This window comes from Erwinia rhapontici, assembly GCF_012271765.1.
Classification (GTDB): domain Bacteria; phylum Pseudomonadota; class Gammaproteobacteria; order Enterobacterales; family Enterobacteriaceae; genus Erwinia; species Erwinia rhapontici.
Genome location: NZ_VRKO01000013.1, coordinates 132,425 through 156,235 on the forward strand (window position 1 = coordinate 132,425; position 23,811 = coordinate 156,235).

Here is a 23,811-nt window from a genome sequence, read left to right on the forward strand (position 1 = left end):
AACTCCCTGCTACGGTAGACTCAAATCCTACCCGTACGCCAGAGGAACGCCCTGTTATGTCGCCGAAAAACCTCAGCGAAGAACTCTTCAAGCCGCGTTTTAAACACCCGGAAACCTCATCGCTGGTGCGACGTCTGCATCATCATCGCCCGTTGAGCATCCAGTCTGCGCTGGATGGCGAAACCCATGCCGGCTGGTATCGGATGATTAACCGCCTGCTGTGGACCTGGCGTGGACTGACGCCGCAGGAAGTGAGTGAAGTGCTGGCACGTATCGCCGTCAGCACCGTTGAACATACCGATGATCAACTGCTGGATACGGTGATTGGCTATCGCGGCGGCAACTGGATCTATGAGTGGTCAAAGCAGGCGGCGCTTTGGCAGCAGAAGGCCACCGAATGTGACGATGACGCGCAAGCGGGCCAGTACTGGCTCCATGCGGCGCACCTTTACAGCGTGGCGGGCTATCCGCATCTGAAAGAGGATGAACTGGCAGAGCAGGCGCAGGTGCTGGCCAGCCGCGCTTATGAAGAAGCCACCCACCGTCTGCCTGGCGAACTGAAAGCACTGGAGTTTGCTATTGCTGGTGGCAGCCCGGTGACCGGTTTCCTGCATATGCCGCCGGACGTGAAAGCCCCTTATCCGACGGTGCTGCTGTGTGGTAGCCTGGATGCGCTGCAAAGCGACCATTACCGTCTTTTTCATGACTACCTTGCCCCGCGTGGCATTGCGATGCTGACGCTGGATATGCCATCGGTGGGCTTTTCCTCTAAATGGAAGCTGACCCAGGATTCCAGCTTCCTGCACCAACAGGTACTGCGTCAGCTGGAAAATGTGGCCTGGGTTGATCACACGCGCGTCGCCGCCTTTGGTTTCCGTTTTGGGGCTAACGTGGCGGTCAGACTGGCCTATCTGGAAAGCCAGCGCCTGCGCGGCGTAGCCTGCCTTGGGCCAGTGGTACACAGCCTGCTTAGCGATACCAACTTACAGGATCGCGTACCTGAAATGTATATGGATATGCTGGCCAGTCGCCTTGGCATGTCAGGGACATCCGACAGTGCATTACGCACTGAACTGAGCCGTTTCTCACTGAAAATTCAGGGACTGCTGGGCCGCCGTTGCCCGACGCCGATGCTGTCCGGTTACTGGGCTCATGACCCGTTTAGCCCGGAAGAAGAATCACGGCTGATCACCAATTCCTCCAGCGCCGGGCGTTTGTTAAAGATTAACACCTCCCCGGCGATGGCGAATTTTGATAAAGGCCTGCGTGACATTTGTGACTGGCTGGCGCAGCGCTTAGACGTATGAGTTGCTAATATTCAATAGTTTGCTACAACTATAGACTCAATTATGGAGGTTTTAACGATGACGTTACCGAGTGGACATCCTAAGAGTCGGCTGATCAAGCGCTTTCACTCTTTGGGTCCTTACATCCGTGAAGGCAAATGTGAAGGCGACCGCTTCTTCTTTGATTGCCTGGCCGTTTGCGTCAATGTGAAACCTGAACCGGAACTGCGTGAGTTCTGGGGCTGGTGGATGGAGCTGGAAGCCCAGACTGACCATTTCACCTATGAGTATCACTTTGGTCTGTTTGATAAAGAAGGCAACTGGAAGCCGAGCACGGTAAAGGGTAAGGATAATAATGCCCGTCTTGAAGAGACGTTACGTAACTTCCATGAGCGTTTAAAGGCGCAGTTAGCAGAGATCGAGCTGGGCCTGGTCCCGGCAGCCGGTTTTGCTGACAAGCCGGTTAAACTGACCGCGTAGTCCTGCCTGTTCATTCCTGACCCCCCATAAGAAAAGGCTGGATTGCTCCAGCCTTTGTTTTAGACACATAACGAGGGGTAAATCATTTATCGCTGTGGCAGTGGCGTGTCACAGCGTCAAAGGGATTAGAACTGGTACATCACACCTACAGCAACGATATCGTCGGTGTTCAGGTTCAATTTGTTGTCATCGCTCAACAGGTTAACTTTGTAATCGACAAAGGTAGACATGTTTTTGTTGAAGTAGTACGTCGCACCGATATCAACAAATTTGTACAGATCAGCATCACCAACGCCATTTTCCATATCTTTGCCTTTCGTCTGCACATAGGCCAGTGATGGACGCAGGCCCCAGTCGAACTGGTACTGTGCCACAACTTCAAAATTCGACAGTTTATTCACATAACCTGACACGGCGGTTGTTGTGCCGTTAGCCTGAGTGAAGGTTGCACCGCTGTTGATTGGGTTCATGTTACGCGTTTCAGCGTAGGTCGTTGCCAGGTATACACCGTTGTTGTCATATTTCAGACCGGTTGCCCAGGCTTCAGCTTTGTCACCAGAACCGAATGCCGCATTTTTCTGGCCAAGGCCTGGTGTAGTCTCATTGGCGATCAGGCGGTTAGAAGAAGAAAACGCCCCATTGACACTCAGACCATCAATGATTTTATAAGAAAGAGATGCGCCGTAACCATCGCCGTTACTCACGTTACCCGCACGTGTTGATGAAGCGTCGTTTTTACCCTGATACTGCAAGGCAAATTTCAGACCATCGACCAGACCGAAGAAGTCGTTGTTACGGTAGGTCAGCATGCTGTTACCACGGGTCAGCATATAGGTGTCAGCGCGGGTGTAACCGGTGCCGCCGAACTCAGGCATCATATCGGTCCAGGCTTCCACGTCGTAGATCACACCGTAGTTACGGCCGTAGTCGATAGAACCAAAATCGTTCAGTTTCAGACCGGCGAAGCCCAGACGGGTTTTGTTACCGGCTTGCGCATCAGCACCGCCTTCTGAGTTGCTGGCGCTGAAGTTGTATTCCCACTGGCCGTAACCGGTCAGTTGGTCGTTAATCTGGGTCTGGCCCTTGAAGCCGATACGGACGTAGGACTTGTCAGCGTTGTTGCTGGCATTGGTGTCCGCTTCACTCATGTAACGCATTGCTTTAACTTTACCGTAGAAATCCAGTTTGTTGCCGTCTTTGTTATAGACTTCTGCGGCTTGTGCAGCGGTGGACAGGGCCAGAGCTGCGGTTAAGATTGCCAGTGCGCTTTTCTTCATCATTTTGCTATCAATCCCGAAAGAGTAAAAGTAATAAACGGCCCGAAGGCTCTGTTCGAAGCACGGACTTTTTACCCTTTCTCCATTAAAGTTTTATTACAGTTTTCAACACTTCTTGTTAATTGCGAACTTTTGGACTAGCAAGTGGTCAGGGCTTTTTCGCCCTTTTCCCGCGCTGGCTGTTGGCTTCGGGCACCACACCTGCTAAAACGTTTCTTTGTACTCTTTTTTACGAAATGGCAGGAAATAATGAGCAGCAGCCAGACCCTGGTGGTGAAACTGGGGACCAGCGTACTGACCGGCGGATCGCGTCGGCTGAATCGGGCCCATATTGTGGAGCTGGTGCGTCAGTGCGCACAGCAACATGCCGCGGGCCATCGGATTGTGATTGTGACCTCTGGCGCGATGGCGGCAGGACGTGAGCACCTTGGCTATCCTGAACTGCCCCCGACCATCGCCTCTAAGCAGCTGCTGGCTGCGGTGGGGCAGAGCCGTCTGATCCAGCTGTGGGAACAGCTGTTCTCGATCTACGGTATTCATATCGGCCAGATGCTGCTGACCCGCGCAGACCTTGAAGATCGCGAGCGTTTCCTTAACGCCCGTGACACCATGCGCGCGCTGCTCGATAACCATATCGTGCCCGTCATCAACGAAAATGACGCGGTCGCCACTGCTGAAATCAAAGTGGGTGATAACGACAACCTCTCTGCGCTGGCGGCTATCCTTGCTGGTGCCGATAAGCTGCTGCTGCTCACCGATCAGCAGGGATTGTTTACTGCCGATCCGCGTAATAATCCGGAAGCCGAACTGATCCGCGATGTTCACGGTATCGACGATGCGCTGCGTGCGCTGGCGGGTGACAGTGTTTCAGGCCTGGGAACGGGCGGTATGGCGACTAAACTCCAGGCGGCGGATGTGGCCTGTCGCGCCGGTATTGATACCATTATTGCGGCCGGTAACCGTCCTGGTGTGATTGGTGATGTGATTGCCTCCAACCCGGTTGGGACCCGCTTCCACGCTTTTGAAACCCCGCTGGAAAATCGCAAGCGCTGGATCTTCGGTGCGCCTCCGGCCGGTGAGCTGGTGGTGGATGATGGGGCGCTGTCAGCGATTCTGGAACGCGGTAGCTCCTTGTTGCCAAAAGGTATCCGTGAAATTAGCGGCAACTTTTCCCGTGGTGAAGTGATCCGTATTCGCAGTTTGCAGGGGCGCGATGTTGCCCACGGCGTATCGCGCTATAACAGCGATGCCATGCGTATGATTGCCGGACATCACTCCCAGCAGATCAGCGAAATTTTAGGTTATGAATATGGTCCGGTGGCGATACATCGTGACGATATGATTGTTTCTTAAGGAATACGCATGCTTGAACAAATGGGTAAGGCCGCTAAGGCCGCTTCGTATCAGCTGTCGGTGCTGTCGACCGCACAGAAAAATCAGGTGCTGATGACGATTGCTGACCATCTGGAAGCGCAGAGCGCATCCATACTGGCCGCCAACGAACTCGACCTGGCAGATGCACGCCAGAACGGCATGAGTGCCGCACTGCTGGACCGCCTGATGCTGGATCAGACGCGCCTGAAAGGGATTGCCGATGATGTGCGTCAGGTGTGCCGTCTGGCCGATCCGGTGGGTGTGGTGATCGACGGCGGTAAGCTCGACAGTGGGCTGCGTATTGAGCGCCGCCGCGTGCCGCTGGGTGTGGTCGGCGTGATTTATGAAGCGCGTCCGAACGTGACCGTGGACGTTGCCAGCCTGTGCCTGAAAACCGGTAATGCGGTGATCCTGCGCGGTGGCAAAGAGACGTATCGCACCAACGGTGCCACCGTGCGGGTGATTCAGGATGCCCTGAAACAGCATGGTCTGCCAGCAGGTGCGGTGCAGGCGATTGAAAGCCCGGACCGTGAGCTGGTGAATCAACTGCTGAAGCTCGACCGTTACGTGGATATGCTGATCCCACGCGGCGGTGCCGGGCTGCATAAGCTGTGCCGTGAGCAGTCCACCATTCCGGTGATCACCGGCGGTATCGGCGTTTGCCATATCTATGTTGATCGCAGCATTGAACAGGATGCGGCACTGAAGGTGATCGTTAACGCCAAAAAACAGCGTCCAAGCGCCTGTAACTCGGTGGAAACCCTGCTGATTGATGCGGCGATTGCCGACACGTTCCTGCCTGCCCTGAGCGCCCGGATGGCGCAGGAAGGCATCAGCCTGCATGCGGATCCGCGCTCGCTGCCGCTGTTAAGCAACGGTCTGGCCAGCGTCAGTGCGGTCACTGAAGCGCAATATCGCGATGAGTGGCTGGCGCTGGATTTGAACGTCAAGCTGGTGGACTCACTGGATGAGGGCATTGCCCATATCCGTGAGTACGGCACGCAGCACTCTGATGCGATTCTGACGCGCACCATCCAGAATGCTGACCGCTTCGTTAACGAAGTGGATTCATCGGCCGTCTACGTCAACGCCAGCACCCGTTTTACCGATGGCGGCCAGTTTGGTCTTGGCGCTGAAGTGGCGGTCAGTACCCAGAAGTTGCATGCCCGCGGCCCGATGGGCCTGGAAGCACTGACCACCTATAAGTGGGTGGCGTATGGCGACGATACGGTGCGTGTTTAACGGATAAAAAGAGGCGGTTGAAATGGTTACGCTTTCCCAGCTTTTACCCTTTGCCGCCATCGCCCTTGGGATGGTGTTAACCCCCGGCCCCAATATGATTTACCTGATCTCGCGCTCTCTTTGCCAGGGACGCAGGGCCGGGTACATCTCTCTGTGCGGCGTGGCGCTGGGCTTTATGTTTTACATGGTCTGCGCTGCGCTGGGGATTACGGCATTGGTGATGGCGGTGCCGATGGCTTACGACGCACTGCGCTTAGCCGGTGCGGCCTATTTACTGTGGATGGCATGGCAGGCACTGTTCGGGGGGAAATCCCCGTTTCAACTGCGCGATCTGCCGCCGGACAGCCCGCGTAAGCTGTTTACTATGGGGCTGCTGACCAATCTGCTGAATCCCAAAACGGCGGTGATCTATCTCACCCTGTTGCCACAGTTTATCCACCCGGAGCAGGGCAATGTTCTGGCGCAATCCCTGACGCTGGGCTTCACGCAGATCGTCACCAGTATGCTGGTGAACAGCCTGATTGTTTTTGCCGCTGGCACTATTGCTACCTTCCTTGCCGGCCGCCCCGGCTGGCAGAAAGCCCAGCGCTGGCTGATGGGAACGGTACTGGCGGGGCTGGCGGTCAAAATGGTGATGGATAAACGCTGAACGGGCCGCCCGGCAGGGCAGCCCACACGTCATCTATCCCTGTCGTGCATGCGCCGCCGCTTTGCGGAATAGGGCATCATCGGGCCGAACGCCGGTATACAGCGCAAACTGTTCCACTGCCTGAATAGCAAACACTTCAGAACCAGTAATGACAGTCTTCTTCTGGCTGCGCGCGTACTGTACCAGCGGTGTCAGTTCCGGTAACGCCACCACTTCAAAAATCACGCTGGCAGCGTCAATAGTCGCACGATCAAATGACAATGCATCGGCATCTGCACCGCCCGCCATTCCGGTAGGCGTGGCATTGATCAGCAGCCCAGGCTGTAGCCCTTCCAGGTCAGCACGCCATTCAAAACCGTACAGCTCCGCCAGTTCGCGCCCACTGGTTTCGTTGCGTGCAATAATATAGCCCTGATGGAAACCGCTGTCTTTTAAGGCGCAGGCCACCGCTTTTGCCATGCCACCGCTGCCACGCAGAGCGAAGGTCAGTCCGGTGGGGACCTGATACTGTTTCAACAGGTTATGGATGGCAATATAGTCGGTGTTATAAGCCTTCAGGTAACCCTCGGTATTGACAATGGTATTCACCGAATTGATGGCTTTGGCGGAGGCGTCCAGCTCATCCAGCAGGGGAATGCAGGCCTCTTTAAATGGCATTGAAATGGCACAGCCACGGATACCCAGCGCCCGCACGCCGCCAATCGCCGCGCTTAAGTCTTTGGTGGTGAACGCTTTGTAGAGGTAATCGAGATCGAGGGCGTCATAGAGATAGTTATGGAAACGGGTGCCAAAATTGCCGGGCCGTGCCGCCAGTGACATGCAGACCTGGGTGTCTTTATTCAGATTTTTGGTCATCGGGTTGTCTCTGTGAAGGGAGTGGCATCCAGCATGGACTAAAATCACGAGATAAAAAACTGCTGAATTCGCTGACAAATTTCCCCTTTTAAGCAGAACAGAGCGTCAAAGACGCTATTTATCTATTTTGTTGATTAATCAAGATTTCAGAGATTAAATTTCAACATTTCGTTTAGTTTTCTGGAGTGGAATGCTAACCTGCTGGGCGATAATCTCCTCACTGTTGAGAACCTGATTGATGACGGACAGAGCGTATTACCACAACGACAGCCTCGAAATGACCAGCGAAGTGATCAGCTGCCAGCCGGATGACAATGGTCAGTACCGGGTGATCCTCTCTTCAACGCTGTTTCATCCGCAGGGCGGTGGGCAGCCCTCTGACCAGGGAACGCTCGGGGGGATTGAGGTGGTGAAAGCCAGCCAGGAAGAGGGGCAGGTGATCCATCTGTTGGCAACCAGCGTGCCGCTCGGGCCGGTGGCGATCAAGGTTGATGGGCAGGTGCGCGCGCACCATACCCGCATGCACTCGGCCGGGCATCTGATCGGTGTCGTCGGCGAGCAGTTTGGCTGGTATGCCACCAAAGGTGATCATCGCCCCGGTGCCGGGCGCATTGTTTTTGCACCGGGAGAACAGCCTGTGAAAGCCGTGGACGTGGCAGAACTGGAGCGCCTGACCCAGGCGCTGGTGGCGGCAGATTTGCCACGCATGCTGAGTGAGCAGGAAGGGATGCGTAAAGTCACCTGGGGAGCGCTGCCTGCTTACGCCTGCGGCGGTACGCACGTATTGTCGACCGCGCAGGTTGGCCTGGTGCGCATCACCAGTGCCAAAGAGAAGAAAGGGCAGTTATCCGTTCAGTACGAACTGGACTGAGGGTCAGCCGCGCAGTGCGGCGGCCATTTTTTGCAGGTGTTCAAGGCTGCTGGTGGCACCGCCGCAGACAATGACCAGCAGGTTTTGATAAGCGGCGATCTGCGGATGCTGGTCATAAACCACGGCAAGGCTGGCCCCGCAGGCCGGTTCTACCAGCACCCGGTGATCGTCAAGAAAGCGTTCGCAGGCGGTGACGGCGGCAAGATCTGACACCAGCAGGCTGTGTATCGGATGTTCACCGGCGCAGCGTAGCGCCTGGTCGCACACCCGCTTTGCGCCCAGCGAAGAGGCAATACTGCGGATCTCCGCCAGTTCGACGCTCTTCCCGGCGGCCTGCGCCGCATGAAAAGATGCGGCGCCTGTTGTTTCAACGGCCAGCACAGGAACGTCCTGCCAGCCATTACGCTGTAGCCCGGCCACCACGCCCGCCAGCAAGCCGCCACCGCCCACCGACAGCAGCACGGCGTCAGGTTTCATCCCGCTCTGCGCCACTTCATCAATCATCGTTGCGTGCCCCTGCCACAGCAGCGGATCGTCGAACGGATGCAGAAACGCATCCTGTTTGCCCGTCAGTGATTGTGCATATTGATTCGCTTCCTGCCAGGAGCTGCCGTGTACAATCACCTCAGCGTGCTCCTGCCGCAACAGCTCCTGTGCCCGCAACGGGGTGGTTTCCGGCACCACAACGGTGACGGGCACACCGAGATGGCGCCCGGCCCAGGCCACGGCCAAACCGGCATTGCCCCCTGACGAAGAGACAAAACGCTGTGCCCCCCGGCGCTGCCAGGTTTCGCAGGCAAGGCCAATACCACGGATTTTAAAGGAACCGGGCGGCTGTAACGCCTCCATTTTCAGCATCACTTCGCGGCCTGCCAGCAGGCTTAACGGGCGTGAAGAGAGAAGCGGGGTGGTGATATGCAGGCTCATAAGGTGCTCCCTGATTGTTCGTCGCGGATTTCATCCAGATAGTTGTAAATGGTGTAGCGGGTGACGCCCAGCGCTGCTGCGGCTTTCTCAATCCCGCCCTTGACGATAAACATACCGCGATCCTGCATTTTTCGAACCGCCGCCAGTTTGGCCTGCTTACGCGACACGCGCAGGTTGCCATTCAGTTCACTCAGCGAGTCAGCAATGATATCCGCCATTAGCTGCCCCATATCCACGCTCTCTTCTGTTTGAGGGGGCGGCGCGTCTGCGTTGAGCAGGCTATCAAGGCAGCGTTTCGCCGCCAACAGTTCGCTGTTATCAGTATTGATGCAGAGTGCGGCAAACGGCTGACCATTGCTGTCACGATAAAGTGCGGTCGCGCTGCGCAGGGTCTGGCCGTTTTTACCCCGGGTTGGATAGTCAGGGATCACTGTCGGCGTCGTATTGCTCGCCTGTGCGTTATCGTTGAGCAGCGCGCGCAGCCCCTGATCCTCTAAGGGAACAGCCAGTACCGGGCTGCCTGGCACGCGGCCGGTGATATGACCGTGAGTGATGGCCAGCACTGATTTTTCCGGGTGTTCCAGGTCATGCAGAACGATTTCTGTATTACGCCCAACCACACTGCCCAGGGCTGTGATTGCGGCGTTCAGGGTTTGCAGGATCAGTGCGCGTTCGCGGGCAATATCTGGGGAATGTGCTGTCATAATGACTCAACGAGGGTAAGAGAACAGAATGCAGTAGGTTATCAACAGGATGTTTAGCTATCAACATTTTGTTGATTTTAAGCGAGGGTATCGTTTAACAGGCCACTTGCAAAACCTGTAGGCGCTGATTATCTTAAATGCCATAAGGTGATGGTGTTCCACCTTTCCCAACCGCCCTGACTGTAAGGGCTGATGACGCCTGATAACCCTGACTCTGTTTAACCAGAGGTCGGTGTATCAGGCCGTGTATTATTTGCCTGTTGGCACCTTCCTCTCCATTTCTGAGGATTTTATGTTGAAACCATTACTGGCTGTCATGATTGGCGGCTGTGCGGGCTGCGTGATCCGCTGGTTGCTGGCCGTGCGTCTGAATAGCCTGTTCCCCAACCTGCCACCGGGCACGCTGCTGGTGAATCTGGTGGGCGGCTTTATTATTGGCGCAACGGTGGCCTGGTTTGTGCGCCACCCGGGGATTGATCCGGCCTGGAAGCTGCTGATCACCACCGGACTGTGCGGCGGCATGACGACATTTTCCACCTTCTCGCTGGAGGTGGTGACGCTATTGCAGGCAGGAAATTATCTGTGGGCGATGACCTCGATTCTGGTGCATGTGCTCGGATCGCTGCTGATGACCTTCGCCGGGTTCTGGCTGATGTCTCTTTTGTTCTGATTTAGCGTGCCAGCGCACTGGCGCTGGCCTCATCAAACAATGACAGGCTTTCTATCTGCTCCAGCATGATCACTTTGCGAAAAGCCATGGCCGATTTCGGTTCTGAATCGAGCGTGATGCCATGTTCGGCATACCAGCGGCTGTAATTATGCTCAATGCATAAATTCAGGCTTTTGCCATCGCGGTAACCACTCAGCATCGGGATCAGCACGACATTGGCTGTCGCGACATTGTCATAAGAGGCGGCGTGGATCATACCGATATAAATACGCCGCGATTTCAGCGTGATCCAGGCAAGCTCACCTTCTTCCATGCACTGAAACAGTAATCCCTCAACGCCATTGGCGCGGGAGAGCTTCTTGTACAGCTTTTTGCGGCCAAAGCTATCCAGTCGGGCGCTGCCTGACCAGCTTGAACGGTAAATGCAAAAGGCCACAGCAAAGGTGAGCATGATGACCACGGGTGCCTGAATGCCTAAAAAGCTCCAGGTCATAAATTCGATTTGCCACTGATGATGCAGGCCATCTGCCAGTGACGGAATGGCGTTAAAGGTTGCCGATACGGCCAGCAGCACTAACCAGATCAGTCCGGTGGCCAAAACACCCTGCAGGACAAAAATGCAGCCATACAGCGCCACCAGGAAGTAAACATCCCAGCCAAATGAACGTTTGATTTTGAAACGTGTAGAGAGGTCGCGGCTGGTGTACCAGTAGCCGCAGACCATTAACACCATAAAGATCGCCGTTCCCATCTCAGGCCCTCTTCAGTGCATTAACGTGCCGGGCAAAGTCTTCATGGACTTCCGGGCTGGAAAAATTGACCATCGCGCTGCCATCTTCATCAATCAGAATACGTTCACCTTCTTCGATCGACTCAGCAATATCGCGTTGACTCATCACCTGCAACAGGGACTCGGGGCTGGAAAACAAAGAGCAAATAAAGCGGAACATAGTTTCTCCTCAACGGGTGTCGGGGAAGCCTGGCAGCAGAGTGGCATTTCCGCTATCAGATGAAGGCGAAAACACACTGAGGGATTATCTGGAAATCGCGATCATTTGCCTTATCTTGCGGTCTGTCCTGTTTACCCGGATTGGGGAGAGTGGTAATTTCATACGGATAATCTGATAAGGATAATAGCGACATGAAGCAACTGGTCATCGATATTTTAATGAAGCTCGCCAAAATGGATGTGGATACGAAAGAGCTGACAGCCCAGGTTGAAGCACAATCCCTGCTGATTGCCGCGCTGTTGTTGACCGCAGGCAAAGAGGGATCATCCTCGATCTCTGAAAATATTCAGAATGCAGTACTCACTGCGTCACGCAGTGGCGATGGCTTTCTACAAACTGATGTGGATTTGCTGTTGACCCATGTCAACCGCCTGCTGGCGGTGACCCGTTATGTGGATGATGCTGCATCAACAGAAGACAGCTAACGATAAACCTCCCCACACAGCAGCACCACATTGGGGCGCCGCTTTAAGATCCGTTCGGCCATCTCTTCACAGGCGTATCGGGTGGGATAAATATGCTCGGAAACCGGAAGTGCGTCACAAGCATCATATCCACAGGCACTGACGAGTAATACGAAGCCGATTAACATCACTCACTCCTTTGACCGATCAGGGACTGATATTCAGTATAGGCGACAAGTTAAGGTGCGTGTAATCCGCTTGTGCTGAGCTGTTTGGGTTACTGTTATTGCACCATTTCTGCAACTTCAGGAGCTTTTGTCATGCTGTTTCGCGGACTTTCTGCTTTCCCCATAACGCCTCTAAATACGTCTGGCGTGGTTGATATTCCTGCTCTGGAAAAACTGCTGCTCAGGCTGAAACGAGCGGGGGTCGATTCAGTGGGGTTACACGGCAGTACCGGGTTGTATGCCTATCTCAGTCGTGAACAGAAGCAGCGATCCATTGAGGCTGCAGTGGCCTGTCTTGGCCCGGACATCCCGGTGATTCCCAGCGCGGGAGCGCTGCGTACTGATGAGGCTTGCCTGTTGGCTGAGGATGCTGAACGCGCCGGCGCTCAGGGAATTTTACTGGCGCCGGTTTCCTATACGCCACTGCGTGAAGAGGAAGTTTTCCAGCACTATTCTGCCGTGGCGCAGTCCAGTCATCTGCCCATTTGTATCTATAACAATCCTGGCACGACGCACTTTACCTTCACGCAGGGCTTACTACAGCGGCTGGCAACATTGCCGCAGATACAGGCGCTGAAGCAGCCCGGACAGGCCGATATGCGTCAGAGCGATGTAGCGGAGCTGCGAGCGTTGTTTCCAACAACGTTTGCCGTCGGCTACAGCGGTGACTGGCATGCGGCAGGGGCATTGCTGGCCGGTGGCGATGTGTGGTTTAGCGTGCTGGGAGGATTATTACCGCAACAGGCTCTGGCGCTAACCCGTGCTGCGCAGGGGGGAGAGGTGGATCGCGTTGCAGAACTCAACCAGCAGCTGGCGCCGTTGTGGCAATTGTTTCAGACGCTGAGTAGCCTGCGAGTGATGTATGCCGCCGCAGATATTCTGGGGATTTGCCAGCCCGTATTGCCACGGCCGTTATTGGGGCTGAACAGTGCCGAGTGTCGACAGGTTGAGCAGGTGTTGCATGCATTACCGGATGTGGAGTGATGTAGCAGAAATGGCCCTGCGGGTTCGCAGGGCCATTGAAAGCTTTGTGAGACCGGCTTTCTACTTGCTGTGTGAAAGAATAATTAACGTGAAACGGTAGAGGTTGTGGTGGTCGTTGTTCCGGTATTGGAGCCATCACCACCGCCGGAAGTCGCGAGAGCCACGCCTAACAGAGCAGCGACTGCGCCCACGCCGACGGCATCTGAAGTGCCATCTGACATGGATGATGCGCTACTACCTGCTGCCTCACCTGCCCCAGTAACGGCCCAGGTGTTGGCGCTGCCTGCCAGTAATACCAGCAGAAAAACTGATTTAACATATTTCATTTTATTATCCTAAGGTCTGGAGACAGCAGGTGCTGCCAGAGAAGGATAATGAGATTTATTGTGTTGTGATATGGGCATCTCACAGCGGTTTCAGCGGGACTCCAGTCGCAGTGGCAGGAAAAAAGATCCAGTCATAACTGTTCTGTCTTCTTGTCACAATACTGTCATAGTGGGGATTAGCGCAGCGGCGAAAATGCGATGAGAACTTTCTCGCGCTGAGTACGATTAATACTGGCTGTGAAACGTGGCCGCCTGTGGCTGGAAAACCGCACTTATTTTCAGAATATCCTCTTAGCATCATTATTCCTTCCCTGGATGCCCGCGCAGTGTGCGATTAATCCTGGTTTTTGCCAAATAGCCCAGCTTTTAAGAACTTGTTAAGCCAGTTATGGCCTACTGAAGATTGCCGTATTGAAGCGAGGGTTTATGTTGCTATCTGCACTGTCCTATATCAAAAATAAAACCGGGTATCTCCAGGAGTTTATTGCAGACCCCCGTAAAACGGGCACGATTGCCCCTTCGTCTAAGGCATTGTGTAAAACCATGTCAGATGCCGTCGACTGGCAGCATTGCCTGCGAATTGCAGAATTGGGGGCAGGGGACGGTGTGTTAACCCGTCACCTGCTGACCCGAATGCGCCCGGATGCCAGCCTGCTGACGTTTGAAACGAACCCACGTTTTCATCCTCGGCTGGCGGCACTTGAGGATGCGCGTTTGCAGGTGAGTGGCGAATCAGCGGAGACGTTGTGCGGAGAGTTTGATGCGATTTTTTCCGGCCTGCCGCTGTTATCGCTGCCGCATGAGGTTCGTCATCGTATTTTGCAGCAGGCTGCCTCACAGCTGAGTGCCAATGGTGTCTTTATCCAGTTCCAGTACACCTCGCTTTGCGAGCCGTTGCTCTCCGGGTATTTCGCCTGGAATCGCACGCGAGTACTGGCGAATCTGCCCCCGGCATGGGTCTATCGTGGCCATTCGCTGGCGCAGTTACCCTGGGCCAGTCGTGGACGTTAAATGAGATTGATCTGACTCTGGCTTGTTATTGGTGCAGCTTTGCTATGCTTAATCTTTAACCCAAGAGGAGGACAAGATGAGCACTGAAGAAGCAGTACCAATTTCGAGTGAAGAAGAAGTGTGTACTATCATCGGTAAAGCCGTGGTTGACTTGAGTATTACGGGTCAGCCGGTTAACAAATCCACGCTGGGCTTAAAGCTGCTGGCGATGGCCGATCAGGATCAGGATGACGAACGTATTTTACTCTACTGGATTGCCCGCAGGGCCATCAATCAACCGCATAAATTTGCGGAGGCAAGGTTCTGATACTTGCCTTGTAAACGGTACATTTGCTACCGGACGACAACGGCCGTTCAGGCAATACCTGAACGGTCATTGCATCAGATAAGACGTTTCAGCCCCGGAACGCGGTCTATCAACGAGATTAGCAGTACTGACAGCAGATAGCTGACCAGCGCTATGGCTGGGATCGTCAGTACCGAAGAATAGTTATCAAAGCTGATGGGATACAACCGCATTAGCGTTTCCAGTACCAGCATGTGCACAAAGTAAACCCCTACGCTAAGCCTGGCCAGATTGCGGATGATCAGATTCACGCGCCGTGAAAACTGCAAAGGAGCATGCAGCAGCATAAAGAAGCAGGCCAATGCGAGTGTGACAATCGTGGGTGCTGAATAAAACAGGAAAATCTCATTAGGTTGACCAATGCTTTTCGACAGCGAATACCCCATCACTGCCGTTAATACTGCGCTGAGGATAAATATAATCGCCGCAATGGTGACTTTGGGCGACAGCTTATAACGACGAACCACCCCGCCAATAATATAAAATCCGGAGAGATAAACCACCATGTCGATATTGCTGGGCGTGGGTGCTATCCGGTTTTCCAGTACGGTCTCTTTGAAGTTATCAAATAACATATACACGGAGGCCAGCGCAAACCAGACGGCAATAATGTAGTTAATTCTCTTCTGACTTCCGTTTTGAATAAACGTATTCAGCAGCGGCGTCACCAGGAACAGCAGAATCAGGGTATAGATAAACCACAAATGCTCGTAGGCTGGGGTGCTCAGCAGATCCAGTAAGCTGAAAAGGGTCGTGCTGTCGTTGATTAAGCGGTCGTAAATAAAATAAATACCTGTCCAGGCAATCAGGGGTAACAACAAATTCAACACGCGAGTTTTCAGCGTGCTTAACAATGATTCATTTTTATTCAGTGAGATATAACCGGCGATCAGCAAAAACAAGGGAAATGAAATTCGTCCCAGCGCATCGTACATCACCGCGACTGACCAGGCGCTATGAAATGTGCTGAACGGTACCGCCGCCGTGTGCAACAGAACGACCAGATAAGTAGCGATGATCGTCAACAGTTTAATATTGAGGGTTTTCAAACAACGGTTTCCTTTGCCAGAGGGCTACACTGCATGGCATCTGCAGGTATTCACTGCCTTAAAGGTAACATATTTTGGGGCAAGTCTGATGTTTTACCTGCAAAAACGCCCGCAGTTTTAACTGCGTTGATTATTGATGATAATTTCCGGGGCGCAGGATTCACCCGGTTTGACGATGCGGAACTCTGCTTTACCCTTATGAACATAGATACAAGCCCGGCCCGCATCACCGCCATCCTGCTCCTGTGATAAAGAAATAACGGTTTTCTCTGCCATGGAAAAAGGCGTCAAAAGGATCAAACCCGCAAACAAGAGAAATAGCGGGTAGCGTTCAGTGAATTTTATTTTGTCGCTAAATTGCGACATAGCGTGCCCTCCATTAGCCTGTGTTAGGTCGTAGCCAATAAGCGCAGGTCACCATGACCTTTTCGCACTACGACCGTAACCTGTCATAAACCGGAGGCAATATCGGTGTTAATGGGGGCGCTTCTCTATGAGAATACTCTCATTTTATCTGGATCTGAAGTAAAGGCGGAAACAATTGCGTTCCCGCGCGAAGACACAGCGATTAATGCTGTAAAAACTGATGCTTGATGTGTTTGTAGAAGAAGGCGCCTTTAGAGGGAGCCGCCATAAAAAAATGCCAGGTCGTCAGAGGGACATTGCGATAAGTCGACGTCCCATGACCGAGTAATTCAACTTCCAGTATCCGTTTGTCAGCATCGTAGCCGACAGAGTGAATTGCAGATGAGGCAACAATTTGTCGTTTCATATCCCCTCCTGAACCAAATCGTGTGATTAAAATTTAACCTATAAACACGAGTTCATCTTGTCCTGAATCAAATTCATTGAGGTTTAGGCACATTAAGACAAGCGAGGCGGGGAGCGACAGAGAGAAGCGGATAAAAATGAGCCTCGGGAAGTGGGAAACCCAGCAACACTTCCTGAGGCCATGCAAATGCATGATTCGTTACAGGGCTACTGTACATGCCTCGCCAAACTTGTACAAGAATATTTTTTTTGCATAGATTTGGTGATTTGTATGGAGAGGCAAAAAGGATGACGGAGGACGATCAAACTTGCTAAAGTGCTTTTTTTCACTGGTTTAGCGGAATTTGATATGTCGAATGAAATTGCACACCCGTCCAACAGCCCGAAGCAGGCTGCCTTACAATTGGTGATTGAACTGGTTCGCGCCGGGAAATTGAGCCCGTTGCAGGGCGATGCGGCCAATATGATCTCGATCTATGAGCAGTTTAAGACGCATTTTGAAGCTGAAAAACATAAGCACGCGTCTGACTCCGCGATTTCCTGAGACTCGTTTCAGATAACCAGACGTTCAGCTACGGGCAAGGCCCGTAGCTGAAATGCACTACTTTTTACTGACCAGATCGAAATAGAGCAGGCTGTTGCCCACGCCCTGATAGTCGCCCTGGACATTGTTGCCCAGCCCCACCTGTTTCTGCCCCTGTAATGACACCACATACGGCGAGTTTTGCTGGATGTCGGTTTGCAGTTCCTGATAAAGCGCCGTGCGTTTTTTCACATCGCTCTCTGCGGCGGCCGCACGTGTTTTGGCACTCAGCTCAGGAATAGTCCAGCCGACGCGCCAGGCCAGTGTTTTCGGCCCGCCCTCAACGTTGTAGGCGAAGGTGCTGGCGTTGCTGTTGGCATCGACGTAATCCGCGCCCCAGTAGATAAAGATGGACTGGAAGTTACGTCCACGCATTTTTCCCCAGAGCTCAGACTCTGCCACGGGCTGGATATCAATCTGGATATCCGCTTTGGCAAAGCTGGCCTGCAACGCCTGCGCCACGTCACTGTACGGTGGCTGATTGATAATGGTCAGAGAAAAGCGGGTGCCGGGCTTGATCCCTCCTTTCGCCAGAATCGCTTTCGCTTTTGCCACATCGTAGTGGAAAGGTTGGTTGTCCAGCGCGCCGTCAAAGCCAGCAGGGAGGAAGGTCTGATGTGTTTGATACTGGCCCTTTAACAGCTGCGTGGACAGGCTGTTGTAATCGACCAGCCAGCGTGCGGCCTGCCACAGCGCCGGGTTACCCAGCGCAGGTTGTTGTTTATCCTGAGTGTTGAAACCGAGGTAGTAAATCAGTGCGGAGGGATAGCTGGCAACACGCACGTTGGTTTGTTTTTTCAGCGTGGCGAACTGGTCTGCGCCCAGATCGTATGCCACATCTGCATCGCCCTTTTCCAGCAACAGTCTGCGTGAACCGGCATCGGCAACGCTTTTCAGCAGCACGCGTTTCAGATGCGGGGCTGGCTGTGCGTTAGGATTCTGTTCCAGCACCAGCGCCTGCTGCGGCACGTACTTGCTGATGGCATAAGGGCCACTGCCTGCCGAATGTGTCCTCAGCCAGTTATTACCGTAATCCTGCTGGCTGACGTGCTGTTTCACCAGTTTGCTGTCGACTGTTGAAGCGACGGCAGAGGTCAGCAGTCTCAGTGCCAGGTCGCGGCCGATAGCTGACTGCCACCGGAGCTCAAACTGCGTATCGCTCTTCCTGGTAAACTGCGCATCAATATTATCCGGGGTCCAGCCAAACTCACCCAGAATAAAGACCGGCGTTTTGTTCAGTTTCACCGCACGCGTTAGCGAGTAAATCACATCGTCGCTGGTGACCGGATTGCCGCTGGCAAATTTTTTCCCGGCGTTGAGCGTGAACAGCAGACTGTGTTCGGTGCTACCTGCTTCCCATTTGCTGGCGAGTTCCGGGACCAGATTACGTTCATGGCGGATCTCCGGGGAGACCAGCGTTTGGTAGACGTTGCGCAGACTGCTGTTACTGACGGTTTCAAAACTTTCCGCCGGATCAAAGCTGATAATCCCGTCGAGCGAGATGGCCACCACCAGCGTATCGGCCGGAGTGGCAGCCTGGGCGCCATGGGTCAATGCCAGGGTACTGGCGATTAATAAAGGAAGAATCTTGTGCATGATGGAGTCCTGAATCGGGAGCGATATCAGGACTATAGGCGTATAACTGTGGATCAGAAATGCCAGATCTGACTATGGTTAGCTGTTAAAAACACAACCTGCTTTAACCGACGATGCGGCCCTGATCCATCTGTACGGCGCGGTCACACATGTGGTCGATCACGTCAGGATCGTGACTGACCAGTACCATCGTCAGATTGTCCTGCTGCTTGAGCTGATTCAGCAGGTTGAGGATCTCCGCCTGTACCGACATATCCAACGCTGAGGTGGGCTCATCCAGCAGCAGAATTTTCGGCTCAAGCAGCAGGGCACGCACAATCGCAACGCGCTGACGCTGGCCGCCCGAAAGCTGATGCGGGTAGCGATCGGCCAGCGCCGGATCCAGCCCAACGTGACGGAAACCCTGATCGATACGGTCATTAATATTATCCGCTTTAATCAGTTTCAGCGGCTCTGCAAGGGTGCGGCGCAGGCGATGACGCGGATGCAGGGAGGCGTAAGGGTCCTGAAACACCATCTGCACGTCGCGCCGAAGTTGTCCGGTAAACGGCTTACCCGGCAGCGCCTGATGGCCTGCAAGCTGCATCTCACCCTGCCAGTGTGGGTTCAGACCGGCCATGACCCAAAGCAGTGATGATTTGCCACAGCCGGAGGGACCCACGAGGCCAAAGCATTCACCCGGATTGACCGACAGCGTGACATCATGCACGACGGTACGCAGGTCGTAGCCCTGTTTGTGAGCCACGCTCAGTTGGGATAACTCAATCATGCTGTTGCCCTTGTGTCAGCGCCGCGCGATCCAGCACCGGCAGGGGTTTACCCCGGGTCGATTTATTTGGACGGCAGGACCACAGCGTACGGGTATAAGGATGCGTAGCATGCGGTAATTCGGCCGCTGCCAGCTGGTCGAGCACTTCACCCTGATACATCACCATCACACGCTCACAATGTTCGGAAACCTGTTGTAGATCGTGGCTGATCAGCAGCAGTCCCATGTCACGCTGTTCCACCAGGTTGCGGATCAGGCTGAGTACCTGATCGCGCATGGCGTGATCGAGTGCGGAAGTAGGTTCATCAGCAATCAGAAAACGCGGTTCTGCAATCAGCGCCATTGCCAGCATCACACGCTGGCCCATCCCCCCCGAGAGCTGGTGTGGGTAGCGCTTCATCTGTTCTGCGGGCTGTGGCAGGCCAACAGCATCCAGCATGTCGCAGACTTTCTCTTTGATTTCCGCCCGGCTGAAATGGCCGTGTAGCTTAAGCGGTTCTGCCACCTGCCAGCCGATGGTGCGCAGTGGATTCAGGGCATATTTCGGGTCCTGCATCACCATGCCAAGCTGGCTTCCGCGCAGCTGGCTCCAGCGCCGTTCGTTCAGCGTCAGGGCGTTTTCTCCGGCGATGCTCAGGGTATTCGCCTGTACCTGAAGAGACGGTGCCAGCAGCCCCATTAATGCACGCGCGGTCAGGGATTTGCCGGAACCGGATTCCCCGACCAGCGCCACGCGCTCGCGGCCAAGCGTAAAGCTGATATTTTTCACCAGCGCCGTACCGTCAGCGCTGCGGATCGTCAAACCGTCTGCCACGATGGGTGCAGAAGAATCAGTTGCCATTTCGGGTATCCAGTCGGTCACGCAGGCCATCGCCTGTCAGGTTAAATGCCAGGCTGGCAAACAGAATCGCACCACCGGGAACGGCGGCGACCCACCACTGGTCAAAAATCACTTTACTGCCTTCGGCGACCATCGAACCCCACTCGGCGGTCGGGGGCTGAATGCCCATGCCAAGGAAACCCAGGCCCGCCGCCGAGAGAATAATCCCGCCGAGGCTGAGAGCTGCACGCACCACGGCGGTGGGCAGGCAGAGCGGTAAAATATGACCAAACATCAGACGCAGACCATTAATTCCCTGCATGCGCGCAGCGGCAAGGTAGTCGCTGCGGCGCAGCGCCAGCGTTTCAGCACGCGCCTGGCGCGCAAACGGCGGCCAGCTGGTGAGTGCCAGCGCCAGCGCGCCGTTCATCAGCCCAGGCCCCATCATGGCGACCAGTGCCAGTGCAATGACCAGATTGGGCAGTGACAGGAAAATATCAGTGATGCGCATCAGTACACGCTCACTCCAGCCGCCAAGATAACCGGCGCTGATACCAATAAGCATGCCAACGGGGATGGTCAGCACCAGGATCAGCGAGACCAGCAGCAGCGTAGGGCGGGCACCATAAATCACCCGGGAAAGCAGATCGCGGCCAAAACCGTCCGTGCCCAGCCAGTGGCTGGCGGACGGCGGCATCAGACGTATGCCCATTTCCTGGGCGTTAGGATCAAACGGGGCCAGCAGCGGGGCAAACAGCGCAGCAAAAATCAGCAGACCCACCAGGCTCAGCCCGAGGGTCAATGTGATATGACGACGTGGTCGCCGCGTGCGCGGTTTGACGCTTTCAGCATCAGAGAGAGATTGCGTCATCGTGTTCTCGGGTCGGTCAAATAGGTTAACGCATCGGCCAGTGCATTGATGGCAATAAAGCAGCTACCAATCAGCAGGGTGGAGCCGAGGATCGCCGGGGTATCGGAGGCGAACAGCGCCGTGGTCATGTAGCGCCCGACGCCAGGCCAGGCGAAGACGGTTTCCGTCAGCACTGAGCCTTCCAGCAGGGTAGCGTAAGAGAGCGCCAGTACAGTGATCAGCGTGCCACGTACGTTAGGAAAAATATGCAGCAGCAGAATGCGTCCACGGCTGGCACCTTTAGCGCGGGCCAGAGTGACGTACTCTTTACTGCTTTCTTCCAGCAATGCTGCGCGCAGCAGACGAGTAATGGTCGCCATCGATAGCAGGCCAAGCACCACCACGGGCAGCCACAGGTGGGCAATGGCGTTGCGGAACATCTCCATATCCCCGGAGAGCCAGCTGTCAATCAGCACCAGCCCGGTTTTCGGTTCAAGGGTATAAATCCAGATATCATCCAGACGACCAGGCCCGGCAGACCAGTGCAGCACGGCGTAAAACAGCAACAGACCCAGCAGGCCGAGCCAGAATACTGGCACCGAATAACCGAGCAGGGAGATCATACGCGCCACGTTATCCAGCACGCTGCCGGGTTTCCATGCGGCCAGCAGGGCCAGCAGGATGCCAAACACCGCGCCAAAGATCATCGCGCAGGTGGCCAGTTCAATAGTGGCAGGGAAGGTACGCAGCAGATCGCTGGCCACCGGCTGATTGGTGATGCTGGAAATACCGAGATCGCCACGGACTAAATGTTCCAGATAGTGCCAGAATTGCACTGGTACTGGCTGGTCCAGCCCAAGACTGGCACGCACCTGGGCATAGGTCGATTCGCTGGCGTGATCGCCGGCAATTTGCAGCACCGGATCAACCGGGGAAAGATGGGACAACGCAAAGGTGAAAACCAGCAGTCCGAGCAATGTCACCACCAGCGAAAGCAGGGCACCGAGTGCCCCACCGCTGCGACGCCAGAAAAGCCGGGCAGAAGGCCCGGCATTGTTTTCGGCTGCTGCCATTACTTGGTGACCTGGCTGTAGTAAACCATATCCGGATTAATCCCCTGCACGTAGCCTTTCAGATTATCGCGCAATGCCACCAGATTACGGGCCTGCATACCGATGACATACGGTGAATTTTTCTGCACTTCACGCTGCATTTTTTCATACAGTTCAACGCGCTTCGCTTTGTCGGTTTCTGCCGTGGCCGCCAGCGTCTGCTTGCTGAGTTCCGGAATGTGCCAGTTAGAGCGCCATGCCAGCGTTTTGCTACCGTCTTCCGGGTTATAGGCGAAGGCGGCGGCATTGGTGTTCGGATCGAAATAGTCGGCACCCCAGGCGTTCAGCGTGGATTCGTACTGGTGTGATTTCACGCGGGTAGCCACTTCAGAGCTGATGCCAGGCTGGACTTCAACTTTCACGCCACCTTTAGCGAAGCTGGCCTGCAAGGCCTGGGCAATGTCCAGGTACGGTGGCTGGTTGCTGACGGCCAGCTTAAAGCTGACGTTGTTCAGGCCTGCTTTCTTCAGAATTGCTTTGGCTTTTTCCGGGTCGTAGCTGTACGGGTTTTCGTTCAGCGCACCGAGGAAACCTTCCGGCAGGAACGACTGATGTACCTGGAACTGGCCTTTCAGCAGGTCGTTGGCAATGCCTTTATAGTCGAACAGGTAACGCGATGCTTCCCACAATGCCGGGTTTTTCAGCACCGGGTTGGCATCAATATTGAACTGAATGTAATACAGGGACGCCATCGGCACCGCGAGGGTTTTTACACCCGGCTTATCTTTCAGAGAGGCCATTTGATCGGCGCCCAGGTTACGCGCGATATCGGCATCACCCTGTTCCAGCAGCAGTCGCCGCGCCGCGGGTTCCGGTACGTTTTTGATTAACACATTCTTCAGCTTCGGTGCGCCGGCCGGAGAGGTCGGGTTCGCGCTGAATAACACCACTTCATGCGGAATATATTTACGGATCTGATACGGGCCGCTGCCTGCAGAATTCAGTGCCAGCCATTTGTTGCCAAAATCGCCTTTTTGTTCGTGGGCCATCACGGTTTTTTCGTCAACGATAGACGACACTGGCGCTGCCAGCAGGCTCAGAACGTAGGTCGGGCTGACGTCTGCGCTCCAGCTGATCTGCACATGGGTATCGTCGATTTTCTTGAACTGGGCGTCAACGTTCTCTTTGGTCCAGCCAAGCTGAGTCAGAATAAAGGACGGATCAAGGTTCAGTTTAACAACGCGTGACAGTGAGAAGATCACATCTTCAGGGCGCAGCGGGTTGCCGGAGGCAAATTTTGCCCCTTCGCGCAAAGTAAAGGTCATGCTGCGGTTATCGCTGCCCGGTGTCCAACTGCTGGCCAGCGTTGGTTTCAGGTCAATCGGGTTTTGCGGGTCAGACTGCACCAGGCGCTGATAAAGGTTGGTGAAAGCCTGTACGGAGGTCAGTTCAAAGCCGTCGGCCGGATCGAAGCTTTTTGCATCATCAATAGACTGGGCGATCACCAGTGTGTCAGCAGGGGTCGCAGCTGACGCAGCAAACGATGCTGCCAGTGCCAGGGCGATAACAGAAGGGACTGCAATTTTCATGACGTTTCCTGAAGTGACGTTTTTCGCGAGTGTAAGGGAACAGGGGATAAGAACAATAGTAGATTATTCGCTATCGTTATGCCTGAAAG

The 23,811-nt window shown here is 54.5% G+C and carries 28 protein-coding genes and 1 riboswitch; of the genes, 13 read left to right on the forward strand and 15 right to left on the reverse strand.

Annotated elements, in window-relative coordinates; all coding sequences use genetic code 11:
• Positions 1 to 56: 56 nt before the first annotated feature.
• Positions 57 to 1,307 carry an esterase FrsA gene (gene frsA, locus FVB43_RS11620; protein WP_133846224.1) on the forward strand — a complete coding sequence of 417 codons (1,251 nt, stop codon included), beginning with the start codon at positions 57 to 59 and terminating at the stop codon, positions 1,305 to 1,307.
• 57 nt (positions 1,308 to 1,364) lie between these two features.
• The gene (gene crl, locus FVB43_RS11625) at positions 1,365 to 1,766 is read left to right on the forward strand and encodes a sigma factor-binding protein Crl (RefSeq protein ID WP_133846225.1); all 402 of its coding nucleotides are present in this window, start codon (positions 1,365 to 1,367) and stop codon (positions 1,764 to 1,766) included.
• A 125-nt stretch (positions 1,767 to 1,891) separates the two neighbouring features.
• Here the strand turns inward: crl and FVB43_RS11630 are convergent, their stop codons facing one another.
• Positions 1,892 to 3,046: a porin gene (locus tag FVB43_RS11630; RefSeq protein WP_272952614.1), complete on the reverse strand. Its 1,155-nt coding sequence runs from the start codon at positions 3,044 to 3,046 to the stop codon at positions 1,892 to 1,894.
• A 246-nt stretch (positions 3,047 to 3,292) separates the two neighbouring features.
• Between FVB43_RS11630 and proB the strand changes: the two genes are divergently transcribed.
• The 3 genes from proB to FVB43_RS11645 are packed head-to-tail and all read left to right on the forward strand — an operon-like array spanning position 3,293 to position 6,308.
• Entirely contained in the window at positions 3,293 to 4,396 is a 1,104-nt protein-coding gene (proB, locus tag FVB43_RS11635) for a glutamate 5-kinase (RefSeq protein ID WP_133846226.1), read from the forward strand.
• Between the two features lie 9 nt (positions 4,397 to 4,405).
• Complete coding sequence (gene proA, locus FVB43_RS11640; RefSeq protein WP_159337624.1) at positions 4,406 to 5,659, forward strand: glutamate-5-semialdehyde dehydrogenase; 1,254 nt, start codon at positions 4,406 to 4,408, stop codon at positions 5,657 to 5,659.
• A 22-nt stretch (positions 5,660 to 5,681) separates the two neighbouring features.
• Positions 5,682 to 6,308, forward strand: coding sequence for a LysE family translocator (locus tag FVB43_RS11645; protein ID WP_167864045.1), 627 nt, complete (start codon positions 5,682 to 5,684; stop codon positions 6,306 to 6,308).
• A gap of 33 nt (positions 6,309 to 6,341) precedes the next feature.
• Here the strand turns inward: FVB43_RS11645 and FVB43_RS11650 are convergent, their stop codons facing one another.
• Positions 6,342 to 7,163, reverse strand: coding sequence for a shikimate 5-dehydrogenase (locus FVB43_RS11650; protein ID WP_159337626.1), 822 nt, complete (start codon positions 7,161 to 7,163; stop codon positions 6,342 to 6,344).
• A gap of 238 nt (positions 7,164 to 7,401) precedes the next feature.
• Between FVB43_RS11650 and FVB43_RS11655 the strand changes: the two genes are divergently transcribed.
• Entirely contained in the window at positions 7,402 to 8,034 is a 633-nt protein-coding gene (locus FVB43_RS11655) for an alanyl-tRNA editing protein (protein ID WP_167864046.1), read from the forward strand.
• Positions 8,035 to 8,037: 3 nt separating this feature from the next.
• Here the strand turns inward: FVB43_RS11655 and FVB43_RS11660 are convergent, their stop codons facing one another.
• Both FVB43_RS11660 and FVB43_RS11665 read right to left on the reverse strand, forming a co-directional pair.
• Positions 8,038 to 8,961, reverse strand: a complete 924-nt coding sequence (locus FVB43_RS11660; protein ID WP_133846231.1) for a pyridoxal-phosphate dependent enzyme — start codon at positions 8,959 to 8,961, stop codon at positions 8,038 to 8,040.
• Positions 8,958 to 9,665 (reverse strand): helix-turn-helix transcriptional regulator, encoded by a 708-nt coding sequence (locus FVB43_RS11665; protein WP_133846232.1) that lies wholly within the window; start codon positions 9,663 to 9,665, stop codon positions 8,958 to 8,960. The genes FVB43_RS11660 and FVB43_RS11665 overlap by 4 nt, the downstream gene beginning before the upstream one ends.
• Positions 9,666 to 9,802: 137 nt before the next feature.
• A riboswitch (Fluoride riboswitch) is annotated at positions 9,803 to 9,874 on the forward strand.
• An 83-nt stretch (positions 9,875 to 9,957) separates the two neighbouring features.
• Between FVB43_RS11665 and crcB the strand changes: the two genes are divergently transcribed.
• The gene (gene crcB / locus FVB43_RS11670; protein WP_133846233.1) at positions 9,958 to 10,335 is read left to right on the forward strand and encodes a fluoride efflux transporter CrcB; all 378 of its coding nucleotides are present in this window, start codon (positions 9,958 to 9,960) and stop codon (positions 10,333 to 10,335) included.
• Position 10,336: 1 nt separating this feature from the next.
• Here crcB and FVB43_RS11675 read toward each other — a convergent pair whose 3' ends face one another.
• Both FVB43_RS11675 and FVB43_RS11680 read right to left on the reverse strand, forming a co-directional pair.
• Positions 10,337 to 11,086, reverse strand: a complete 750-nt coding sequence (locus FVB43_RS11675) for a hypothetical protein (protein WP_167864047.1) — start codon at positions 11,084 to 11,086, stop codon at positions 10,337 to 10,339.
• A 1-nt stretch (position 11,087) separates the two neighbouring features.
• Positions 11,088 to 11,285 carry a hypothetical protein gene (locus tag FVB43_RS11680; RefSeq protein WP_133846235.1) on the reverse strand — a complete coding sequence of 66 codons (198 nt, stop codon included), beginning with the start codon at positions 11,283 to 11,285 and terminating at the stop codon, positions 11,088 to 11,090.
• 191 nt (positions 11,286 to 11,476) lie between these two features.
• Between FVB43_RS11680 and iraP the strand changes: the two genes are divergently transcribed.
• Both iraP and FVB43_RS11690 read left to right on the forward strand, forming a co-directional pair.
• Positions 11,477 to 11,770, forward strand: a complete 294-nt coding sequence (gene iraP / locus FVB43_RS11685; protein WP_133846236.1) for an anti-adapter protein IraP — start codon at positions 11,477 to 11,479, stop codon at positions 11,768 to 11,770.
• Positions 11,771 to 12,069: 299 nt separating this feature from the next.
• Entirely contained in the window at positions 12,070 to 12,960 is an 891-nt protein-coding gene (locus tag FVB43_RS11690) for a dihydrodipicolinate synthase family protein (RefSeq protein ID WP_133846237.1), read from the forward strand.
• A gap of 83 nt (positions 12,961 to 13,043) precedes the next feature.
• On the opposite strand, the gene yjbE is transcribed toward FVB43_RS11690, so the two are convergent.
• Positions 13,044 to 13,286 carry an exopolysaccharide production protein YjbE gene (gene yjbE / locus FVB43_RS11695; RefSeq protein WP_133846238.1) on the reverse strand — a complete coding sequence of 81 codons (243 nt, stop codon included), beginning with the start codon at positions 13,284 to 13,286 and terminating at the stop codon, positions 13,044 to 13,046.
• Between the two features lie 429 nt (positions 13,287 to 13,715).
• Between yjbE and FVB43_RS11700 the strand changes: the two genes are divergently transcribed.
• Both FVB43_RS11700 and FVB43_RS11705 read left to right on the forward strand, forming a co-directional pair.
• Positions 13,716 to 14,297: a class I SAM-dependent methyltransferase gene (locus FVB43_RS11700; protein WP_133846329.1), complete on the forward strand. Its 582-nt coding sequence runs from the start codon at positions 13,716 to 13,718 to the stop codon at positions 14,295 to 14,297.
• 76 nt (positions 14,298 to 14,373) lie between these two features.
• A complete protein-coding gene (locus tag FVB43_RS11705) occupies positions 14,374 to 14,604 on the forward strand; it encodes a hypothetical protein (RefSeq protein ID WP_133846239.1) in 231 nt (76 codons plus the stop codon).
• Between the two features lie 74 nt (positions 14,605 to 14,678).
• On the opposite strand, the gene FVB43_RS11710 is transcribed toward FVB43_RS11705, so the two are convergent.
• Positions 14,679 to 15,692 (reverse strand): acyltransferase, encoded by a 1,014-nt coding sequence (locus FVB43_RS11710; protein ID WP_167864048.1) that lies wholly within the window; start codon positions 15,690 to 15,692, stop codon positions 14,679 to 14,681.
• A 33-nt stretch (positions 15,693 to 15,725) separates the two neighbouring features.
• Here FVB43_RS11710 and FVB43_RS11715 point away from each other — a divergent pair, with 33 nt between their 5' ends.
• The gene (locus FVB43_RS11715) at positions 15,726 to 15,941 is read left to right on the forward strand and encodes a hypothetical protein (RefSeq protein WP_167864049.1); all 216 of its coding nucleotides are present in this window, start codon (positions 15,726 to 15,728) and stop codon (positions 15,939 to 15,941) included.
• 319 nt (positions 15,942 to 16,260) lie between these two features.
• Here the strand turns inward: FVB43_RS11715 and FVB43_RS11720 are convergent, their stop codons facing one another.
• Positions 16,261 to 16,464: a KTSC domain-containing protein gene (locus FVB43_RS11720; protein WP_133846242.1), complete on the reverse strand. Its 204-nt coding sequence runs from the start codon at positions 16,462 to 16,464 to the stop codon at positions 16,261 to 16,263.
• Between the two features lie 348 nt (positions 16,465 to 16,812).
• On the opposite strand from FVB43_RS11720, the gene FVB43_RS11725 reads away from it, so the two are divergent.
• Positions 16,813 to 17,007: a hypothetical protein gene (locus tag FVB43_RS11725; RefSeq protein WP_133846243.1), complete on the forward strand. Its 195-nt coding sequence runs from the start codon at positions 16,813 to 16,815 to the stop codon at positions 17,005 to 17,007.
• Positions 17,008 to 17,064: 57 nt separating this feature from the next.
• On the opposite strand, the gene FVB43_RS11730 is transcribed toward FVB43_RS11725, so the two are convergent.
• The 6 genes from FVB43_RS11730 to FVB43_RS11755 form a co-directional block, all read right to left on the reverse strand.
• Positions 17,065 to 18,642, reverse strand: a complete 1,578-nt coding sequence (locus tag FVB43_RS11730) for an ABC transporter substrate-binding protein (RefSeq protein ID WP_167864050.1) — start codon at positions 18,640 to 18,642, stop codon at positions 17,065 to 17,067.
• A gap of 103 nt (positions 18,643 to 18,745) precedes the next feature.
• Positions 18,746 to 19,411, reverse strand: a complete 666-nt coding sequence (locus FVB43_RS11735) for an ABC transporter ATP-binding protein (RefSeq protein WP_133846245.1) — start codon at positions 19,409 to 19,411, stop codon at positions 18,746 to 18,748.
• Positions 19,404 to 20,252 (reverse strand): ABC transporter ATP-binding protein, encoded by an 849-nt coding sequence (locus tag FVB43_RS11740; RefSeq protein ID WP_133846246.1) that lies wholly within the window; start codon positions 20,250 to 20,252, stop codon positions 19,404 to 19,406. The genes FVB43_RS11735 and FVB43_RS11740 overlap by 8 nt, the downstream gene beginning before the upstream one ends.
• Positions 20,242 to 21,102 (reverse strand): ABC transporter permease, encoded by an 861-nt coding sequence (locus FVB43_RS11745; RefSeq protein WP_133846247.1) that lies wholly within the window; start codon positions 21,100 to 21,102, stop codon positions 20,242 to 20,244. Before FVB43_RS11745 ends, FVB43_RS11740 begins: the two co-directional genes overlap by 11 nt.
• Positions 21,099 to 22,154, reverse strand: coding sequence for an ABC transporter permease (locus tag FVB43_RS11750; RefSeq protein WP_133846248.1), 1,056 nt, complete (start codon positions 22,152 to 22,154; stop codon positions 21,099 to 21,101). Before FVB43_RS11750 ends, FVB43_RS11745 begins: the two co-directional genes overlap by 4 nt.
• Positions 22,154 to 23,722 (reverse strand): ABC transporter substrate-binding protein, encoded by a 1,569-nt coding sequence (locus FVB43_RS11755; protein WP_167864051.1) that lies wholly within the window; start codon positions 23,720 to 23,722, stop codon positions 22,154 to 22,156. The genes FVB43_RS11750 and FVB43_RS11755 overlap by 1 nt, the downstream gene beginning before the upstream one ends.
• Positions 23,723 to 23,811 lie beyond the last annotated feature (89 nt).

Bases quoted from the DNA above. Each gene is read 5' to 3' on its own strand.
- frsA (WP_133846224.1), top strand. From the start codon at position 57: ATGTCGCCGAAAAACCTCAGCGAAGAACTCTTCAAGCCGCGTTTTAAA.
- crl (WP_133846225.1), top strand. From the start codon at position 1,365: ATGACGTTACCGAGTGGACATCCTAAGAGTCGGCTGATCAAGCGCTTT.
- FVB43_RS11630 (WP_272952614.1), bottom strand. From the start codon at position 3,046: ATGATGAAGAAAAGCGCACTGGCAATCTTAACCGCAGCTCTGGCCCTG.
- proB (WP_133846226.1), top strand. From the start codon at position 3,293: ATGAGCAGCAGCCAGACCCTGGTGGTGAAACTGGGGACCAGCGTACTG.
- proA (WP_159337624.1), top strand. From the start codon at position 4,406: ATGCTTGAACAAATGGGTAAGGCCGCTAAGGCCGCTTCGTATCAGCTG.
- FVB43_RS11645 (WP_167864045.1), top strand. From the start codon at position 5,682: ATGGTTACGCTTTCCCAGCTTTTACCCTTTGCCGCCATCGCCCTTGGG.
- FVB43_RS11650 (WP_159337626.1), bottom strand. From the start codon at position 7,163: ATGACCAAAAATCTGAATAAAGACACCCAGGTCTGCATGTCACTGGCG.
- FVB43_RS11655 (WP_167864046.1), top strand. From the start codon at position 7,402: ATGACGGACAGAGCGTATTACCACAACGACAGCCTCGAAATGACCAGC.
- FVB43_RS11660 (WP_133846231.1), bottom strand. From the start codon at position 8,961: ATGAGCCTGCATATCACCACCCCGCTTCTCTCTTCACGCCCGTTAAGC.
- FVB43_RS11665 (WP_133846232.1), bottom strand. From the start codon at position 9,665: ATGACAGCACATTCCCCAGATATTGCCCGCGAACGCGCACTGATCCTG.
- crcB (WP_133846233.1), top strand. From the start codon at position 9,958: ATGTTGAAACCATTACTGGCTGTCATGATTGGCGGCTGTGCGGGCTGC.
- FVB43_RS11675 (WP_167864047.1), bottom strand. From the start codon at position 11,086: ATGGGAACGGCGATCTTTATGGTGTTAATGGTCTGCGGCTACTGGTAC.
- FVB43_RS11680 (WP_133846235.1), bottom strand. From the start codon at position 11,285: ATGTTCCGCTTTATTTGCTCTTTGTTTTCCAGCCCCGAGTCCCTGTTG.
- iraP (WP_133846236.1), top strand. From the start codon at position 11,477: ATGAAGCAACTGGTCATCGATATTTTAATGAAGCTCGCCAAAATGGAT.
- FVB43_RS11690 (WP_133846237.1), top strand. From the start codon at position 12,070: ATGCTGTTTCGCGGACTTTCTGCTTTCCCCATAACGCCTCTAAATACG.
- yjbE (WP_133846238.1), bottom strand. From the start codon at position 13,286: ATGAAATATGTTAAATCAGTTTTTCTGCTGGTATTACTGGCAGGCAGC.
- FVB43_RS11705 (WP_133846239.1), top strand. From the start codon at position 14,374: ATGAGCACTGAAGAAGCAGTACCAATTTCGAGTGAAGAAGAAGTGTGT.
- FVB43_RS11715 (WP_167864049.1), top strand. From the start codon at position 15,726: ATGGCATCTGCAGGTATTCACTGCCTTAAAGGTAACATATTTTGGGGC.
- FVB43_RS11720 (WP_133846242.1), bottom strand. From the start codon at position 16,464: ATGAAACGACAAATTGTTGCCTCATCTGCAATTCACTCTGTCGGCTAC.
- FVB43_RS11725 (WP_133846243.1), top strand. From the start codon at position 16,813: ATGTCGAATGAAATTGCACACCCGTCCAACAGCCCGAAGCAGGCTGCC.
- FVB43_RS11730 (WP_167864050.1), bottom strand. From the start codon at position 18,642: ATGCACAAGATTCTTCCTTTATTAATCGCCAGTACCCTGGCATTGACC.
- FVB43_RS11735 (WP_133846245.1), bottom strand. From the start codon at position 19,411: ATGATTGAGTTATCCCAACTGAGCGTGGCTCACAAACAGGGCTACGAC.
- FVB43_RS11740 (WP_133846246.1), bottom strand. From the start codon at position 20,252: ATGGCAACTGATTCTTCTGCACCCATCGTGGCAGACGGTTTGACGATC.
- FVB43_RS11745 (WP_133846247.1), bottom strand. From the start codon at position 21,102: ATGACGCAATCTCTCTCTGATGCTGAAAGCGTCAAACCGCGCACGCGG.
- FVB43_RS11750 (WP_133846248.1), bottom strand. From the start codon at position 22,154: ATGGCAGCAGCCGAAAACAATGCCGGGCCTTCTGCCCGGCTTTTCTGG.
- FVB43_RS11755 (WP_167864051.1), bottom strand. From the start codon at position 23,722: ATGAAAATTGCAGTCCCTTCTGTTATCGCCCTGGCACTGGCAGCATCG.